Source organism: Apibacter sp., assembly GCF_025291155.1.
Lineage (GTDB): Bacteria > Bacteroidota > Bacteroidia > Flavobacteriales > Weeksellaceae > Apibacter.
In genome coordinates this window covers 1-18,003 of the sequence record NZ_JAMBJZ010000039.1, presented here as the reverse complement: position 1 = coordinate 18,003, position 18,003 = coordinate 1, and the positions used below count along the sequence as shown (strand labels likewise).

The 18,003-nt window shown below is 28.5% G+C and carries 14 protein-coding genes; 9 read left to right on the top strand and 5 right to left on the bottom strand.

The genetic code is table 11. From position 1 onward, the window contains the following. From M3Z80_RS05340 to M3Z80_RS05320, 5 genes are all read right to left on the bottom strand, one after another. On the bottom strand, positions 1-377 hold a 377-nt coding region (locus M3Z80_RS05340; RefSeq protein ID WP_293918269.1), incomplete at its 3' end, for a YiiX/YebB-like N1pC/P60 family cysteine hydrolase. 273 nt (positions 378-650) lie between these two features. Next, complete coding sequence (locus M3Z80_RS05335; RefSeq protein ID WP_293918268.1) at positions 651-1,061, bottom strand: GNAT family N-acetyltransferase; 411 nt, start codon at positions 1,059-1,061, stop codon at positions 651-653. 57 nt (positions 1,062-1,118) lie between these two features. Further along, positions 1,119-7,013 carry an alpha-2-macroglobulin family protein gene (locus M3Z80_RS05330; RefSeq protein WP_293918266.1) on the bottom strand — a complete coding sequence of 1,965 codons (5,895 nt, stop codon included), beginning with the start codon at positions 7,011-7,013 and terminating at the stop codon, positions 1,119-1,121. Positions 7,014-7,321: 308 nt separating this feature from the next. Beyond that, complete coding sequence (locus M3Z80_RS05325) at positions 7,322-7,711, bottom strand: DUF3037 domain-containing protein (protein WP_293918264.1); 390 nt, start codon at positions 7,709-7,711, stop codon at positions 7,322-7,324. Continuing rightward, the gene (locus tag M3Z80_RS05320) at positions 7,689-8,471 is read right to left on the bottom strand and encodes a HipA family kinase (protein WP_293918262.1); all 783 of its coding nucleotides are present in this window, start codon (positions 8,469-8,471) and stop codon (positions 7,689-7,691) included. Before M3Z80_RS05320 ends, M3Z80_RS05325 begins: the two co-directional genes overlap by 23 nt. Positions 8,472-8,761: 290 nt before the next feature. Between M3Z80_RS05320 and M3Z80_RS05315 the strand changes: the two genes are divergently transcribed. The 9 genes from M3Z80_RS05315 to M3Z80_RS09810 form a co-directional block, all read left to right on the top strand. After that, positions 8,762-9,841, top strand: coding sequence for an Mrp/NBP35 family ATP-binding protein (locus M3Z80_RS05315; RefSeq protein WP_293918260.1), 1,080 nt, complete (start codon positions 8,762-8,764; stop codon positions 9,839-9,841). Between the two features lie 22 nt (positions 9,842-9,863). Continuing rightward, positions 9,864-10,097: a NifU family protein gene (locus M3Z80_RS05310; protein WP_293918259.1), complete on the top strand. Its 234-nt coding sequence runs from the start codon at positions 9,864-9,866 to the stop codon at positions 10,095-10,097. A gap of 135 nt (positions 10,098-10,232) precedes the next feature. After that, positions 10,233-11,018, top strand: coding sequence for a DUF3108 domain-containing protein (locus M3Z80_RS05305; protein ID WP_293918257.1), 786 nt, complete (start codon positions 10,233-10,235; stop codon positions 11,016-11,018). Positions 11,019-11,396: 378 nt separating this feature from the next. Further along, positions 11,397-12,473 (top strand): DUF6263 family protein, encoded by a 1,077-nt coding sequence (locus M3Z80_RS05300; protein ID WP_293918255.1) that lies wholly within the window; start codon positions 11,397-11,399, stop codon positions 12,471-12,473. Between the two features lie 36 nt (positions 12,474-12,509). Then, the gene (locus M3Z80_RS05295; RefSeq protein ID WP_293918253.1) at positions 12,510-12,731 is read left to right on the top strand and encodes a hypothetical protein; all 222 of its coding nucleotides are present in this window, start codon (positions 12,510-12,512) and stop codon (positions 12,729-12,731) included. Next, the gene (locus M3Z80_RS05290; protein WP_293918251.1) at positions 12,718-15,231 is read left to right on the top strand and encodes a YfhO family protein; all 2,514 of its coding nucleotides are present in this window, start codon (positions 12,718-12,720) and stop codon (positions 15,229-15,231) included. The genes M3Z80_RS05295 and M3Z80_RS05290 overlap by 14 nt, the downstream gene beginning before the upstream one ends. 8 nt (positions 15,232-15,239) lie before the next feature. Next, a complete protein-coding gene (locus M3Z80_RS05285) occupies positions 15,240-16,550 on the top strand; it encodes a glycosyltransferase family protein (RefSeq protein WP_293918249.1) in 1,311 nt (436 codons plus the stop codon). Between the two features lie 97 nt (positions 16,551-16,647). Then, complete coding sequence (locus M3Z80_RS05280; RefSeq protein ID WP_293918247.1) at positions 16,648-17,754, top strand: polysaccharide pyruvyl transferase family protein; 1,107 nt, start codon at positions 16,648-16,650, stop codon at positions 17,752-17,754. A 123-nt stretch (positions 17,755-17,877) separates the two neighbouring features. Further along, positions 17,878-18,003: glycosyltransferase (locus M3Z80_RS09810; RefSeq protein WP_366519857.1), on the top strand; the 126-nt coding region annotated here is incomplete at its 3' end.

Below are 18,003 nucleotides of genomic sequence, written 5' to 3'. Positions count from 1 at the left end.
AATGCTTCCATAAGTGCTTGAGGTATGAGCTTCTGATAGGTATCTTTTAATCTTCCTACTACGGAAACAGGAGGATTATTTTCATTTTTTTTAGGAAATAAATAGTCTTCTAAAGGAGTAATTTGTACCCTTGGATGAGTTGCTTCAATTACATATAAACCATTAGATAAAGAGTCTTTATATACTATACCTACATGCGTAAAATTATAGGAATCTATACCGGTGGTAACTTGCTTAATCGCACTATCCATATTCTTTGAAAAAGATTCTTGGAAAATTAAATCTCCTTCTTTAAAATCAAAATTAAGCAAAGGACTCTTTTGTGAAAAAATAAACAAAAATTGAAAAATAAGGACTAAACCGAAATACTTTTTCATATAATCAGATATAAACTTATAAATATAAAAATTAAAAATGTACAACTAAACAATAATCTAGAACCCCTACTTGATCTAAGCCAATAATTAAACTATCTGGCTACGTACGACTGATGATTGCACTTTCAGATTTGCTAAACGTATAATTAATTGTTCAGCAGTCTCAGCAGCAAATGATATTTCGTCACAAAAAGGCGGAACACATTTAAAAGAAATAGCAAATTTTTCAAGTACTTTTTTTACGTTATATTGATGTTGACGCTAAAATAACTCTCATATTGATTTATCTCTTAAAATCCAAGCGGAAGGATGGGCATTAAATCCGATATGTCCATAATAATCAACTGCACTTGGTGCAGCCAGTAAGGTTATCGAACAACATTCATGAGTATTATTTTTTACTTCTTTAATTAATTGTTTACCAATACCTTGTTTTTGATAAGCCTCATCCACAGCGAGATCCGCCAAATAAGTTATATATACAAAATCCGTTAAACAACGCGCAATACCAATTAATTTATCATTATGCCACGCGGTAATAACTAAGTTAGCATTATCTAACATAGCTTTAAATCGTGTTGAGTCGGTAATTGGTCTTCGTTCACCTAGTGAACAGTGGCGATAAAGTGCAATAGCTTGCTCGAGTTCTGGCTTGATGTCAGAACGGTAAATAATATTACTCATGGTGTTCTCCGTAATTATTTAAGAAAGACAATTTTAATTTCTTAAAAATTTTCTTATTTATTTTATTGATATAGGTATATTTTTACTATGGGTCGACATTTCCGGAGCGTACATGGATTGTACCAAAGTAATACCATTTGAAAAGTCTCCTTTATTATTAGCTCTTACCTCGTATTCGAATACATAAGTTCCTTTATCCATATGCTCAAAGAAAAAATTAGTGGCCGCATCTCTTGTACTTTCGTAATAACTTTGTCCATTTTGATATTTATAGGAAGAAAAAATATTAATCGGTTCAAATCCGGATGCTCTCATATCTTTAATATGAATAAAATCCATATCTCGTTCTGATTTAATTATAAGTCTGATGGTTATTTTATCCCCGATTTTAATCGCGTTCTTATCAGAAACTTCCTTCAAAACCATACCTTTTTCGGAATAATTTTGTATAAATAATTTTTTTTGAATTTTAATTTCAGTATGGGAGTCTGATATTTTATCCAAATTTTCAAAATATTGCCAATACAGTCCTCCCCAAAGTATTCCCGGAGAAGTTTTCTCAATCTTTATTATTCCCATATTAGGTTGTATTTGCTCTGAATTCCAAGATTTTTTAAAATATCCGGTTGTTTGAATGGATGAAGGATTGGACGAAGAATCCAAAGAAGGAGATACTTGTTTCTCGCCTATAAAAATTTTGATATTCTTTTCCCCATTCTGCCAATCTTTACCAAAATTTAATAATGCATAGATTGCATGAGTGGTTGCTTTTGTAGAGTTCCACGCATTAGTTTGTCTGTTGCTCAATAACCATACTTTCATTTCTTCTACAGATTGTATATCATCAGGGGCAATTTCTGCAAATGCCTCGATAATTTTGGTTTGTGATTCTATCGGCGTTTGGTATCTATTCCATCCGGCTAAATTATCTTTCCAATACATTCCTTTAGATTCAGATTCCACGGAAGTCTCTTTTAAATTTTTAATGATTTTTAAAGCAGAGGGTCGATAACCGTATCGATACAAAATTGTCGCAACCATTGCTTTGCTTTGAAAATCGGAGTTTTTTAAATAACTGGAAATATTTTCATTAATCTGCTTACAGTATTTTTGCATCTCTGATGGCAAGGGATATAGATCTTTCCAAAAACTTCTAGCATAATAATAATGAATAAAATCATTAGCCTCTATTATATGTTTATTTTCTTTTTGTTGCCTAACATATCTTATTGCTTCTCGATCAGAATAACTTATAGCCTTTTGGATGACTTCATTAAGTGTATAGAGTATATCATCATTAACTATATTTCTCAATTGTCCTAAACCGGAAATAATAACTTCAGTAATATAGACACTCGAATATCCACCTTTAAACCAAGGAAAGCCCCCATCAATATTTTGCAAACTAATCAACTTATCTTGAATTTGTGCCTTTTCCTGAGACATTTTATTTAAATTAAAGAATAAAGATATCCTCTTTTTTTGTTCAGTTTCACTCTCCGCATTTTTTATCCAAGGAGTTTCTTCCAACAATATATTTTTTAATTCTTGATTGGCCTCTAAACTCGATTGGTTTATTCCTTTTACATTCCAATCATTTAACACCGCTTTAATTTTGGGTGAAGAATTAATAATAAATGACGCTAGAACATTTCCAAATAATCTACTAAAAATTTGCTCGGAATTTTCATAAGGATATTCTCTCAAGTACGGGATAGAAAATAATGCTAGCCATAAAGGATTAGTAGCAACCTCAAGACTTAAATTATTATTCTTACGAGTAATTGAAGTAGTATTAATAAGCTTATCTAAACGAAACTCTTTAGTTTGATTTTCTTTTACATGAATAGGTAAGGTTTCTGTTACTAAAATTCTCTTTTTTAGAATAGGAATAATATTTTCTTCTCCATCTGTAAAATTTCCGGTTTTCGCAACAATACGATACGTTACAGCTTCTATATTTTGTGGCACTTTTATTCTCCAATTTACTTCTGTATTTTTTTGCAATTCCGTCTTAAATGATTTTACCGACGAGATATTATCAAAATTTACATCAACAGGTTCCTGAGTTAATGCATCAAAAAGAAATAGCTGAGCTTTACCCTCAATTGCCTTATTCAGTAAGGAATTAATTTTCGCACTTATAATAATTTCATCTCCTTCTCTTAGGAATCTAGGTACATTAGGTACAATCATTAATTCTTTTTGGGTTTGCGTATAAAATTCTTTAGTTCCTGAATACAAATCTTGGGTATGTGCCAAAATAAGAAGTTTCCATTTAGTTAAAGCTTCAGGAGCAATAAAGGTAAATTTAACATCTCCCTCTTTGTTAGTGTACAAATTTGGAAAAAAGAATGCTGTTTCTTCAAAATTTGAACGAAATTTTACGTTAGAAAGATCTTTAGATTTATATGTATTAGATATGATTGCCTCATTTTCATTAAAAGTTGGTTGATCCTCGAAATCCTCTTCATATGATGATGAACTTTCAAAATTAATGGGTGGTATATATGATGTATACATGATATGATCTTCTGCGCTTACTCTATCGTAATTATTAAACGAAATTATATCAATATCTTTTATATTTACAAATCCAGGTATTTTATACTTAAAATCAGGAATTTTTTCCGATGAGCTTCCCGTATTACTATCATAGCCTAAGGCAGTAGTAAAATTATTGATTGACCCAGATGTATAATATTTCCAAGGTGAAAATAAATAAGAATTGGAAGAAAATTGGTCTAATGACTCATCATATAAGGTAGCCAAAACTTCTGCTGTTATTTTTTCTTTTCCTTTGCCGCTAATAGTCAATTCCCATGTTTCTTTTTTTCCGGGAGTTAATTTATCTCTAAAAACTTTCGTTGAAATTTGTAAATCTTTAGGGGCATCATGTACCTTTATTTCAAAATTTTTTATTTGATAATCATTTTCATTAACTAAATAGGATGTTACATAAAGTCCATCAGTAATAAACTCTTTTTGTGCATTCAAAACATAGGTTCCCTTACCGTTAATTAAAGGTATTTCTTTGTGTAAAATCCATTTTTCTGCACTTTCCAGATGTAATATAGCTGTAGGATTTTTTAAATCTGAATAAAAGTTAATTTCTATTTTTTCTCCTACATTATAAGAGGTCTGAGAAGTGTTAACACTAAAAAATCGAAGATCAGGATATTTCAAGGTTTTATCTTCTCTAATTTTAATAATTTTTTGATCTCTGATCGTATCTTTCCCATATAAAGTCTCCGCTTCCACTAAGTAAATACCTTTAGAAAGTTTTGAATTAAGATTAATTATATCGGACTTTAGTGTATTATAATCGTATGTGTATACTATTTCTTTTTCCCATGAGTCAGAATTCTGCTCTTCTTTGGAATAAGATAAATAAGGAAAATAATGTTCAAAAGTTTCTCGATCGTATTGCTGATAATCGGGAACAAAATCTATTTTATTTGGAAGTATAATTCGTGTAGGATTAGTTAACTTAAATATCTTCACTAAACCTTGAGAGGGTTCTTTAACATTATTTAAATTAGTAGATTTTATGATGATTTGTGTAAAATCTTTTTGAGTACTCTCATTAGGAACATCCAAGGAGAGCATTATAGGTACATCTCCAACCCTAACACTAATTTGATTACTGTGAGTTTCCCCATTACTATCCGTAATATCTACTATGAGTGTATAAGAATAATATCTGTATTTATTTTCTTTTTTAACATCTTTAGATTTAGCTAGGAAAGAGATAGAAAACGCACCGTTTCTATCTGTAACAACTTCTCCATTTTCAATTATTCCGGACTGATTTATATACGGATCTGTTTCATAGTAATTGTAGCACATGCATAAAATATCATTTCTTACTATTCTGTATTGTAGTTTTGCATCGGAAATAGGAATTCCATTATAGGACATTGCTTTCCCTTTTGCTATTACCTTTTCATCTAAAACATATTTTCCATTAAGATCATCAAAGGTGATTTCAAATTTCGGTCTCTTGTATTCTTCAACAGAAATATAATGAATATAATTACCAAAATCAGATGTTAAATAATATCTTCCTGTTATCCCATCTTGAGGAAGTATAAATTCACCAAAAACACTTCCATAATCATTGGAAACTAAATCAATTTTCGAAATTTTCTTATCATATCGATTATATAGGGATAAAGTAACTTTCTGATTTTTTATTATAAAAGACTTATCCTTTATTTTATTATATAATATAGCTTTAAAGAAAACCTTTTGTCCCGGTCGGTAAATGGTACGATCTGTAAACATAGCACTCACATTCTTTGTAATGTTCTCATTATAATCTCGGTAATCCAAATATAAATTTGGGAGTCTTATGTAAGAACCTGAAGAGGGAATGTACACATAAATATCTTCTGATTCTTCAGTCTCTGTAGAAATATCAGATAAATCAAACATCCCATGAATATCAGTTTTAGTAGTTACAGGTTTAGACAAATGCCTGAATCCTTTCTTATTAGTATATTCTTTAAATAAATTAATTGATTGATTAGATATAATTTTACCTGTTTTGCGACTTAATAATTGAAATTTACTATCGATATTATCACCCAAACTAATTATGCTCCAATCATTAACCGTAAAATATAAGGATCCTTTTATTTCTGACTCTCTTTCTTTTTCAGATACTTTTTTGGGTAGATTTGAGAATTCAAAAATATAGTTTCCTTCAGATAATCCATCAAGTTTACTAATCGTTGAATGAGAGTTAAAATCAGAAAAATCTTTCAATTCAATGATTCCTTCTTTTACTAGTTTTTTATTTAATTTGGAGTAGATTTGATTAAAAAAATATGCATTATCTGATGACAATTTTGAATAATTTTTTAAACTTGCCTGGTAAATTTGATAATAAATTTTATTACAATTAGTAGTTTCTATCAACAAAGGTATATTTTCATGAGGGAGAATTATTTCATCTAAAGAAGCTTCTATAGATATTTTTTGAATTTTTTCTATAAAATTTTTACAATTTATAGACCATGGATTTAATTCACTATATTTTACGTTTTTACAAATTTTAAAAGCTTTTTCTTTATCTATATCCTCAATTTGATTTGCTGCTGTATAGTAAATATAAGCTGTAAAATTTACAGTAGGATAAGTATTGGCTAAGTCGACGAGTGCGTTTACTTTATCTTCATTTGAATCTGAATATTTTCCTTGAACCTCTATTTGTTTTAATTTTATTGCTAAAAAAGCAGATTTATCAGTATCATTTACATGAAAGTTTAATAATTTATTTAATTGATCATTAATTTCATCTTTATTATTATCCTCTACCTCTTCTTTATCATTAGTATTCTCTAATACATGAAATGATTTAAATTCGCTTTGAGAATTAATATTTTCTAAAGCTTTTATGTACCTTAACACTAAAATGTCATACAAAGTAGGATATAAATTTATATCTTCCTCTGTACTTAATATCTTCTTCCATTCTGAAGATTTTGCATTTTTTAGAATATCATCACTTACAATGGACTCTTTATACAATTTGAAACTCTTTTGGAGTAATTGTTCTGTAGTCCAAACGCTAACATCGTCGGGTAAAATTTCCGTATTGCTAATATTTCTTCTATTTCTCTTTGTATAAAATGAATAATCGAAATACACTTTAGCTAATAAAGATTTTGAAATGGATAAAGTAATTCCATTAAAGGAATTCATTTCATTTTCAAGAATTTGTATAATAAGCTTATATGGATCATATTCATTATCTTCCTGTGTGATAGAAATAATACGATATTGATAGATTATTGAATTAATAATTTCTGATGTGTTATTTTCTTTTTTAGCTTGATTATAAATTTGTTTAATCTTTGGAAGCAATGATTTATATTCTCCATTATCCATTTCAGTCTCTATTTCTTTCCAGCGTTTTTCATAATTAAAATCCTGTGCTATAGCCATTTGAAAAAACAAAAAAATTATAAATAGAATGATTCGTTTCATATTATATAAAGATAAAATTTATTTAAATAAAGATTTTTAAACTAACTGATTTTTTAGCTAATTAAGAAATTAAAAAAATTAATCAATAATCAATAAGTAAACTTATTAACTTAGACCTTATTTTATTTAAATTAAGTTAAAGTTATAATTAATTTATTGAAAAAAGCATAAAATAGCAAGAAAATTATTACATTAAATATATAATAGAATATAAATCAATTAAATACTAAGATGTAAGTAGTAAGTAAATTTCATTATTTATTTCGTTATAAAACCAATTCACCAAATAATTTAGCAAAAGTAAGATCAAGGTTTGAAGAAAATCCGGGATGAGGTCTGGAAGTTTGAATCATAGTACTTCGTTCAGAAGTTAACCATCGAAATCTTTCGGCAATATTCATGGATGCAATAATTCCTCCGGAAGGCTTTCCTTCAGTAATTTTTTTGAAAGCGTCCAAAACGTTTATAATTGAATCGAAATCAAAATTCTCAAGCTTAGTAAAGCTTTTTAGTTTTCCTCTATCAATACTATAATCTACTTTAATATATTTAGCCTCCTTTGAAAATAAAATAATTCCCACATTCATAAATTCTTCTCTTTCAATTTTCGGCAACAATCGTATTACTGAATATTCATATACCTGTTTTTCTTGCATTATTTGCTTCTTTTATAAATAGTTGAGAATTATTTAATCGATAGCTTAAAAATTTTATATAAATTTTTCTGATATCTTGAGGGCTTTCATCAGGGGTTCTCCATTCTAACCAGTTATCGGGTATAAGATTTACAATTTCACGTATTTTTTCCAATGTAAGTAATTCTCTAAATTTCTCATCAACCTCATCTAACTTTGAAGCAAAAGGCAATAAAACATGGTTTTTTATTTCTTTAAACGGAGTCATTGATAACTTTTCCCAATTAATCCATGAATGATGAAAATATAGAGAAGCTCCCATATCTATAAGCCACAATTCCTTATGCCAAATAAGCATATTTGTATTTTTTGCTGTCCGGTCAATATTCGTTAAAAAAGCATCTAACCAAACAATTTGAGAAGCTAAATACGGATCAACAGGAGTTATTATCGGATCGTAAGACAGAGATTCAGATAAAAAATGCATTCCTATGTTAATACCTCTGCTAGCCTTAAGTAAATCTTGTATTTCCTCGTCAGCTTCCGTACGCCCAAAAGCCTCATCTAAATTGATAAAAACCAATTCTGGAATAGGTAACTCCAACATTCGCGCAATTTCTCCCCCGATCAATTCAGCAATTAAGGCTTTTGTTCCGTGTCCTGCCCCTTTAAACTTAACAACATAATTGAATCCGTCATCTGCTTCCGCTAGAGCCGGTAAAGATCCTCCTTCTCTTAAGGGAGTTATATATCTAGTAACCTGTACGCTTCTCAATTCCATTTTTAATGGCTAAATTTGAGTAAATATACATTTTTTCAAGTTATTGAGATTTTTAATGAAATTGTATTTAAATTTTAAAATTAAAATTTTTCCAAAAAGTAAAAAGTTTACTAATAATTTAAAATAGTAATCATATTAATTAAAAAAATAATAGATCTTAATTCATTTAATCTATATGATTATTGAATTTCTTTTATAAAAAAGTATTCATAAATTCGTAAAGATTAATACATTTGTACAGATAATAAAAGGAATTTAAATTTTTTTATTTTACAGAAAACATACGAAAGATGGAAAGGAAAGAAGAAATTAAAAATTTTTTAAAAGAAATTGAAGTTGATGACTTAGTAAGGAATGTACAGATAATGGGTGATACCGTGATTATCGATATGCTTTCCCATTCGCCTGCCTTACATGAAAAGAAAAGAATGGAAGCAGCAATGCATTCCGCTTTTGAACAAAAGTTCGGAAAGAGTTTACAACTAAAATTGAATATTTCCGTAGAAGTATCTGAAAAAAAGGATTCCAGAGGAAATGCTATACCTGGTGTTAAAAATATTATAGCTGTGGCATCAGGGAAAGGAGGAGTAGGAAAATCTACCGTAGCATCCAATTTAGCTGTTGCTTTAGTAAAGATGGGATTTAAAGTCGGCTTACTTGATGCGGATATATATGGTCCGTCTGTCCCAACTATGTTTGATGTTACTAATGAGAAACCTTTATCAAACAATAACAAAATGATTCCGTTAGAGAGCTATGGAGTAAAATTGCTTTCCTTAGGATTCTTTGCAGGAGCCAATCAAGCAGTAATTTGGCGTGGTGCTATGGCATCTAAAGCCATACATCAACTACTTCATGATGCTAATTGGGGAGAATTGGATTTTCTTCTTATTGACCTTCCTCCGGGAACCGGAGATATCCATTTATCTATCGTACAAGAGGTACCAGTTACAGGAACTATTATTGTTAGTACACCGCAACATATTGCTTTATCTGACGTTAAAAAAGGTGTTGCCATGTTCCAAATGCCGGAAATAAACGTTCCGGTTCTTGGATTGATTGAAAATATGGCCTATTTTACTCCCAAAGAGTTGCCTGATAATAAATACTATATTTTTGGAAAAAAAGGTGCTAAAAAATTAGCCGAATCTATGGAACTTCCTTTTTTAGGAGAAATTCCGATTGTTCAATCTATCAGAGAAGCTTCTGATTACGGAAGACCTGCGGTTCTTCAAGAAGATGAGCTAGTATCAGGAATATATATGAGCTTAGCTAAAAATATGATTAGCAGCCTCGTTAAGAGAAATGAAAACTTACCTCCATCAGAAGCGGTAAGAATTACCACTATGGCAGGATGTTCAAACAATTAATATTTTTTATTCAAAAGCATTTATGGATACATTAACAGATAGAATAAATAAAGCATTGGAAGAAATTCGTCCTTTTTTATTGTCCGACGGCGGTGATGTGAAATTAATTGAGATAAAAGGCAATAAAGTATTTGTAAGCTTTACGGGGGCTTGCTCCGATTGTTCCATTAATCAAAGTACACTAAAACTAGGAATTGAATCTACTATAAAAAAACATGTACCTGAAATAGAGGAGGTAATTAGCATAAGCGAATAAAAATTTCGATTAGCTCTTTTTCTTATTTATTTCTTGGTAATAATTTTGATAGGATTATGATAATTTAATCTTAATTTATGTTAATTATTTTTTTTAATCTGATGTTATAAGCTATAACAGATAACCTAATATGGAATGAAAAAATTATTTACAATAATAGCCAGTTTCTTGTTCTTATCATATTTTATATCTGCAGATTATTCAGCCCCCTCTCCTAGCCAATTTAAGGAAGGAGAGTTATTAAAGTACAGGGTTCATTACGGATTTTTAAATGCGGGATATGCAACATTTACCACGAATATAGTTACTTATGAAAATACTCCGCATTATCATGTTGTAGGAAAAGGATATTCTACAGGAGCGGTAAAATTATTTTTTAAAGTAGAAGACGTCTATGAAACTTATATTGATAAGTCGACCATGCTTTCGTCAAAATTTATACGTAAAATTAAGGAAGGTTCATATGTAAGAGATCAAACAATGTTTATTGATCATACTCAAAAAAAAATATCCTATACTAACAATAAATCCAATACGACAAAAAACTATTCTTATTCCGGTGAAATGCATGATATGCTGTCAGCTTTTTATTATTTAAGAAACATGAATACCGACAATTATAATACCGGTGATTATATTAATCTTAATATTTTTATGGATGGTGAAACATTAAACTTTAAACTTAAAATTTTAGAAAGAGAAGTTATAAATTCTAACTTCGGCAAGGTTAAATGTTTAAAAATCAGACCATATGTTCTTGCAGGCAGGGTTTTTAAAGAAAAAGAAAGTGTTACTATGTGGGTAACTGACGACTCTAATCATGTTCCGATCCAAATAAAAGCAGAGTTAGCTGTAGGATCTTTAAAAGCTGATTTAAGTAGTTATAAAAATTTACAAAAGCCTATCAATTTTACTAAATAAGCCTAGTTTGTTTTTTAAGGAAATTTTAATGTTTATCTCTACTCACTATTCATATTAAGATTTAAGTAAACAATTTGTGAATTTAGAAAGAAGTTATTTTTTATAACTTAACTAAATTCATATACTTAGAATATACATATTAATTTCAAAGTATTTTTATAGTCTTTAAAATTAATCTTAACTATTTTCTTTATGTCAGAATTCATTAGAACTTTTTCACCAAAAAATTAAATTATAACTAATGTAAATTATCCTTTTACAATTAATTTTAGTTATAAAAAAAATAATTTTAAAACATCGTTAAATATTTTTGGTTTTTTCCCGCTTTATAATTCAATTACTAATTATCTTTAGTAAATTGCAGAAAATTTTGACCTAATGAAAAAATTGTCAGCAGCCTCTTATTTATTACTATTTATTTTTATATGTAATAGTATGCTCTCATGCAAAAATGAAGAAAGATCTAAACAATTATTTGATTCATCAATTCCTGAAAAAAATGATAAAACAACTACTGGCAACACGCTTAAGGAAGAATCTTCATCTAAAAATCTTTTATCTAAAGAAGAACTCAGTAAACCCGAAATTATAACAGGAATTTATCGAGATGCGGATAGTTTGTATCATCTAAGATATATTTTGGAAAAGGGAAAAACTTATTCTTTTAATACTAGAGATGTAAATAAACAAACCGTTACATTTAGAGACAAGACCCAAAGTGTAACTCAAGAATCTCTGGATCCTATGAGCTTAACAGTTATTGATGTAAATAATGGTGTATATACTTTGCAAGTAAACATGAAAGGTAAAAAAGTGATTACTAAAGCAGACGGTAAGGAAGTAATTTTTGATACCAACGGTAAAAAACCGGAAGATCCTAACCAAGCAAAAATGTGGAATATTTATAGAGCTATAAGTAACATTTCTTTTACATTAGACATGGATATGTACGGAAATGCCTCCAATATTAAAGGAATGGATGTTATTTATGAAAAAGCTAAAAATACTTTAAAATCCGAATTACAAGGAAAAGAATTAGACGATTTTATTAATGCTTTTAAACAAGGTTTGAATCCAGAAGTTTTCAAAGCTCAGTTTGAAGGTTCTATTATGCGATTTCCTTCAAAAGGACTAAAAATCGGAGAAAAATGGAATAATCATCCTTCATTAAAAGATCAAGGATATAACCAATTAGTAAAAGTAGGAGAAAATACCACGGAAATTCGTTTACATGGTAACTTACCTCCCAAAAGTGAGTCTAAGGTAATTGAAGGGATAACTTATAAATTATCAGTGAATGGCTCTCAAAGTGGAAAAGTAATAATTGATAATAAATCAGGTTGGATATCAAACGCAAATTTCACAATGAGTGTTACAGAGAGTAAATCTGCTACTAAAGGCAATGAAACGGAAAAAGTTGTACAAAAATCCGTTAACCAAACTTATATAAACTAATTAGTTAGTTTTTAGAAAAAATTATTACATTTATAGATGGCAAGATTAATAGAATTTATATTATTTGCATGTGTTGCCTTTTTTGTTTTCAAATTTTTAAACAAGCTTTTTAGTATTCCACATGCAAAAAAAAATTACTCCCAATCTAAACAATCTAATAATCAAAGGAAAGAATATTCGGATAGAAAGGACATTAAATGGGATGCTGAAACCGTTGATTATGAAGAAATAGATACTAATGATAATGAAAAAAAATAATTATTTATTGCCAATCGCAGGATGTTTACTTTTTTTTATCATCCTTTCATTTATATATTTCACTCCATTATTATCCGGTAAATATATTTCGCAACCGGATATTATACATTATAAAGGAGGAGCTCATGAGCTTGAACAATTTAGACAAACTTATGGAGAAGATACCTATTGGAGTAATTCCATGTTTGGAGGTATGCCTACCTATCAGATGGGAGCCAACTATCCGTCAGATGTTGTAAAAAGTATTGATCGTTTACTAAGAAGCTTCCCTACTCCCGCAAGCTATTTAATTTTATTATTATCAGGCTTTTACTTACTAGGAATGGTCTGGCTAAAAAATTGGAAATACGCTTTATTAGGAAGCCTCATGTTTTCATTTTCAACCTATTTTTTTATCATTATAGGAGCCGGACATAATTCTAAAATCCATACAATTGCGTATTTTGCTCCTTTTATTGCCGGAGTTTATTTATTATATCAAAAGAAATATGTTTGGGGATTTATTCTTTCAACTATTTTTTTATCATTACAGATAGCAGCCAATCACCCTCAAATGTCCTATTATTTATTTTTAGCTTTAGGTCTTTTCGGATTGATTGAATTCTTTTATTCTTTAAAAACAAAAACACTTAAAAGTTTCGGAATTTCTTCCGGCTTATTTATCCTGGCATGCGCGTTGTCTGTTGGAATGAATTCTACGCGTTTACTTTCTACCTATGAATATTCTAAGGAAACAACGAGAGGAAAATCTGAATTAACGATAAGTAAAAATAATAGCATACCTAATCAAGGATTAGATAATGATTATATAACTCATTGGAGCTACGGAATTCTAGAAACTTTCAATCTTTTTATCCCTAATTTCATGGGAGGTGGTAATAATGAAAAAGGTTTTAAAACTCATCATCTGGAATCTGCAATACAGCAAAATATAAAATCTCAAGAAGAATATACTCAATTTCAACGAGCCTTTAATGGATCTTATTGGGGGGAACAACCCGGGACAGTGGGGCCGGCTTATCAAGGAACTATTGTTGTTTTTCTTGCCTTCTTAGCTTTATTTTTTTACCAAGGTAGATATAAATGGTGGTTAGCTTCAGCCACTATACTAAGTTTCTTTTTAGCCTGGGGAAAAAACTTCGGAATTTTTACTGACTTTATGATTCAATATTTTCCTCTGTATAATAAATTCCGCGCAGTTTCTTCTGCTTTAGTAATTGCCGAATTTACTATTCCCCTATTGGCTTTATTGGGAACATATTCTTATTTTATGGATTCCTCCCTCTCTAAAGCTTATAAAACCAAGATTTTATATATAAGTTCAGGTTTTATATTAATTATCCTTTTATTATTATATTTTTTCGGTATACATATATTTAGCTTTCATACTTCTTTAGAAGGTAATACTATAAAATATGAAATATTGGAAGCAATTAGAGAAGATCGTTTTGTTCTGTTTCAATCAGATATTTTACGAACCTTCTTCTTAGTATTAATATGCTCTATACTTTTATGGGCAGCAGAAATAAAATCTTTTAAATCCAGCTATGCCGTTTTGGCTATTGCTGCTTTATCATTGGTTGATTTATGGGGAGTTGATAAAAGATATTTGAATAATGATAATTTTGTTGATAAACAATTTTATAAAAATCCTTTTCCTACTCAAGTAACCGAAAATCAATTACAAAAGGCGGAATCAGATCCAACGTTGGCTCGTATTGTTACGACTGCTCCTATCAATCAGGCTTTAGAGATTATTAAACAGAATGATCGAGCTCATTATAGAGTTTTTAATTTATTACTAAGCCCTTTTAATGAAACCAATACTTCTTATTTTCATCAATCAATCGGAGGTTATCATGGAGCGAAATTAAGAAGATATCAAGATCTTATTGATTTCTATTTATCAGATAGTCTAAACTTACCTATACTTGATATGTTAAATACCAAATATATTATAACTGCCGATTCTATCATACGACCAATTCCTAATCCAAATAATAATGGAAATGCATGGTTTGTAAACGATATTGTTTTTGCCAAAAACGCTGATGAAGAGTTATTAATGCTAGGTCAAATTAATAATAAGAGAAAAGCTATTATAAATGAGAAATTTAAAAAAGATCTTACCTTAAAGGCTTCTTTAGACACAACTTCTTCTATTTCATTAAAAGAATATTTACCGAATAATCTTACCTATGAATCAAATAGTACTGATGAAAAATTGGGAGTTTTTTCAGAAATTTATTATCCTTATGGTTGGAAAGCAACTATCGATGGTAAAGAAGTTCCTATCTATCGAGCCGATTATACTTTGCGTGCAGTAAAAATACCTGCCGGTAAACATACGGTGAATTTTTCTTTCAATCCTCCTGTAATTCAAAAAGGTAAATATATTACTTGGGCAACTTGTTTTTGTTTCCTTGCAATAAGTAGTATCTTATTAACATATAAATACAGAAAAAGAAATAAATTAGCTGATAATTCAAATCCAATTTAAATTTTCGTATGAATAAAAAAATTTTAATCATCACCTATTATTGGCCTCCAGCTGGTGGCCCCGGTGTTCAGAGATGGTTAAAGTTTACAAAATATCTACCTGAATTTGGTTATGAACCTCACGTTTATATTCCTGAAAATCCATCTTACCCAATTCTGGATCAAAGTTTAGTTAAGGAAATAAACCCGAAAGTTAAAATTATTAAAAAACCAATTTGGGAACCCTACCAATTAGCAGAAAAAATTACTAAAAAAAATAAAGATTTTAAAGCCGGCCAATTTGAAACATCTAAAAAATTAGGACTTTTATCTAGATTATCTGTTTTTATAAGAGGAAATTTTTTTATTCCGGATGCACGTAAATTTTGGATAAAGCCTTCCATTGCATTTCTTACTGACTATATTAAAGAACATAAAATTGATATTCTTATAACAACAGGCCCTCCTCATAGTATGCATTTAATAGGGTTGGGATTAAAACAAATCTGTAAAGAAAATTTAAAATGGATTGCTGATTTTCGTGATCCTTGGACGAAAATATCTTATTATTCTCAATTGAAATTAACACACAAATCGGACAAAAAACATAAAGAATTGGAAAAAAAAGTAATGCAAACTGCAGATGTTGTTATTTCCACTAGTTATACCGATAAAGAAAATTTTGAAAAATTAGGAGCAAAAAATGTAGTTTGCATAACAAATGGTTTTGATTCGGAAGTCAATATTTTAAATAAAAAAACATTAAAATTCACCCTTTCTTATGTGGGTATGCTGGAAACTTTACGAAACCCTGTTAATTTATGGAATGTATTATCGGAATTAATCAGTCAAAATCCTGAATTTGCATCTCATTTTTGTTTAAAATTTGTAGGAAAAATTTCCAATTCAATTTTAGATGAATTAAATCATTCCATAATAAAAGATAAGATGGTTAATATCGGATATTTATCTCATACAGAATCTATTAATGAAATGAATAATTCTGATTTATTATTGATTACCAATTTTAACAACGAGCAATCGAAGGGAATAATTCCTGGAAAGTTATTCGAATATCTTGCAACCGGAAAAGGTATCTTATCTCTAGGACCTAAAAATGCTGATGTTGAAAAAATTTTAAATGAAACTGAATCAGGTAAACATTTTACTTATTATGATCATGAAAATTTAATGTCTTTCCTCATGAATGAATTTGAAAAATGGAAAAATAATCTCATTGCAAGTCCAAACCTTAAGAATTCTAAATTTCATAGAAAAATGCTGACGGAAGATTTATCTAACACTATTTTTTCTATATTCCAGAAAAAAATACAAAATTGATATTTTTATAAAGATAATTAAATTATTATATAAATATTTATTCATAATTATCTATATATAATTTTTTTAAAAAACTTACTATTAATATTAACATAAAATGGAAATCATTATTGCAGGTGAATGGAATTCGCCTAATTTAGGAGATGAAGTAATTTGTAAGACTTTTACGCATTTAATTTATCAAAGATTACCACCTGGTTCACTTATACATACACTTGATATTTCAGCAGTCAGATTAAATTATATTCAATATAAAACATATAAAATACTAAAAAAAATTAAATTCAATTTAGGCGAAAATTATTATAAATATAGAAGAAAAAAAACAGTTGAAAAAGATATAAAAAAATTATTAAAATATAACAATATAAATAAAGTTATTATACCTGGTGGAGCACTCATTCAACAATATTTTTCAAAATCTTTAGAAGTTGTAATTAAAAATTGTTCATATTACAATGTACCAGTATTTTTTAACGCTTGCGGTTATGGTTTTAATGATGAAAAATCAAGTTCGATTTTTAGATGGATATTTATGCAAAAATGTGTTAAAGAAATTACTACTAGAGATGATTTATCCTGTTTAATAAAAGATAATATTAAAATTGTGCCTGATGTAGCAATTGTTTCAAACCTATATTATAATCTTGTTAAAATCAAAAATGATAACAATTTAATTGGTATTAATATTTTAGACTATTATTATTATAAAAAATGTAGTAACGATAAAATTAGCTCTGAGGATTATAATAATAAAGTTATATCCATGATTAAATTATTAAGTATGAATTATACCATTAAATTATTTACTAATGGAGATCCTTCTGATGATAGGTATCTTAAATGGATATATTCTCAGGTTAAAGATTTTGGAGTAACAATAGAACTTCGCCCTGTAAATGGTTTTGAGCTTACAAAAATTATAAGCCAATTTTCATTTATTATTGGGTTTAGACTACATTCTTTAATAATAGCTTATTCTTTTGACATTCCTACTATAGGATTTGCTTGGGATAATAAACTATTTGACTTCGGAAAAATGATTGATAATGATAATATTTATTATTTATCAGATATTAATTTAAATAATTTGAATTCTTTAATTAAAAATAAATTATATAAAAAATTTAACTTTGATAGAAAGAATGAATTAAAATCGCAAATTTTTGAACAAATTAATAGTTATATAAAAAATGATTTCTAAAATAATACACTATTGTCGGCTAAGTAATAATTCATACTTGAATAAATTGTGAATTACATAAATTTATGAAAAAATTATTTTTCTGACTATCAACTTATGTTATGAAACTCCGAGAGATTTGATATAAAATCACTCATTGGAGTAAAACAAGCTTATGAAACAATAAAATATGCTTTTGATTTCAATTATCTTAGGTTATATCTCTTATATAATTATGGAGAAATATATTTAGATGTTGAAGTCATTAAT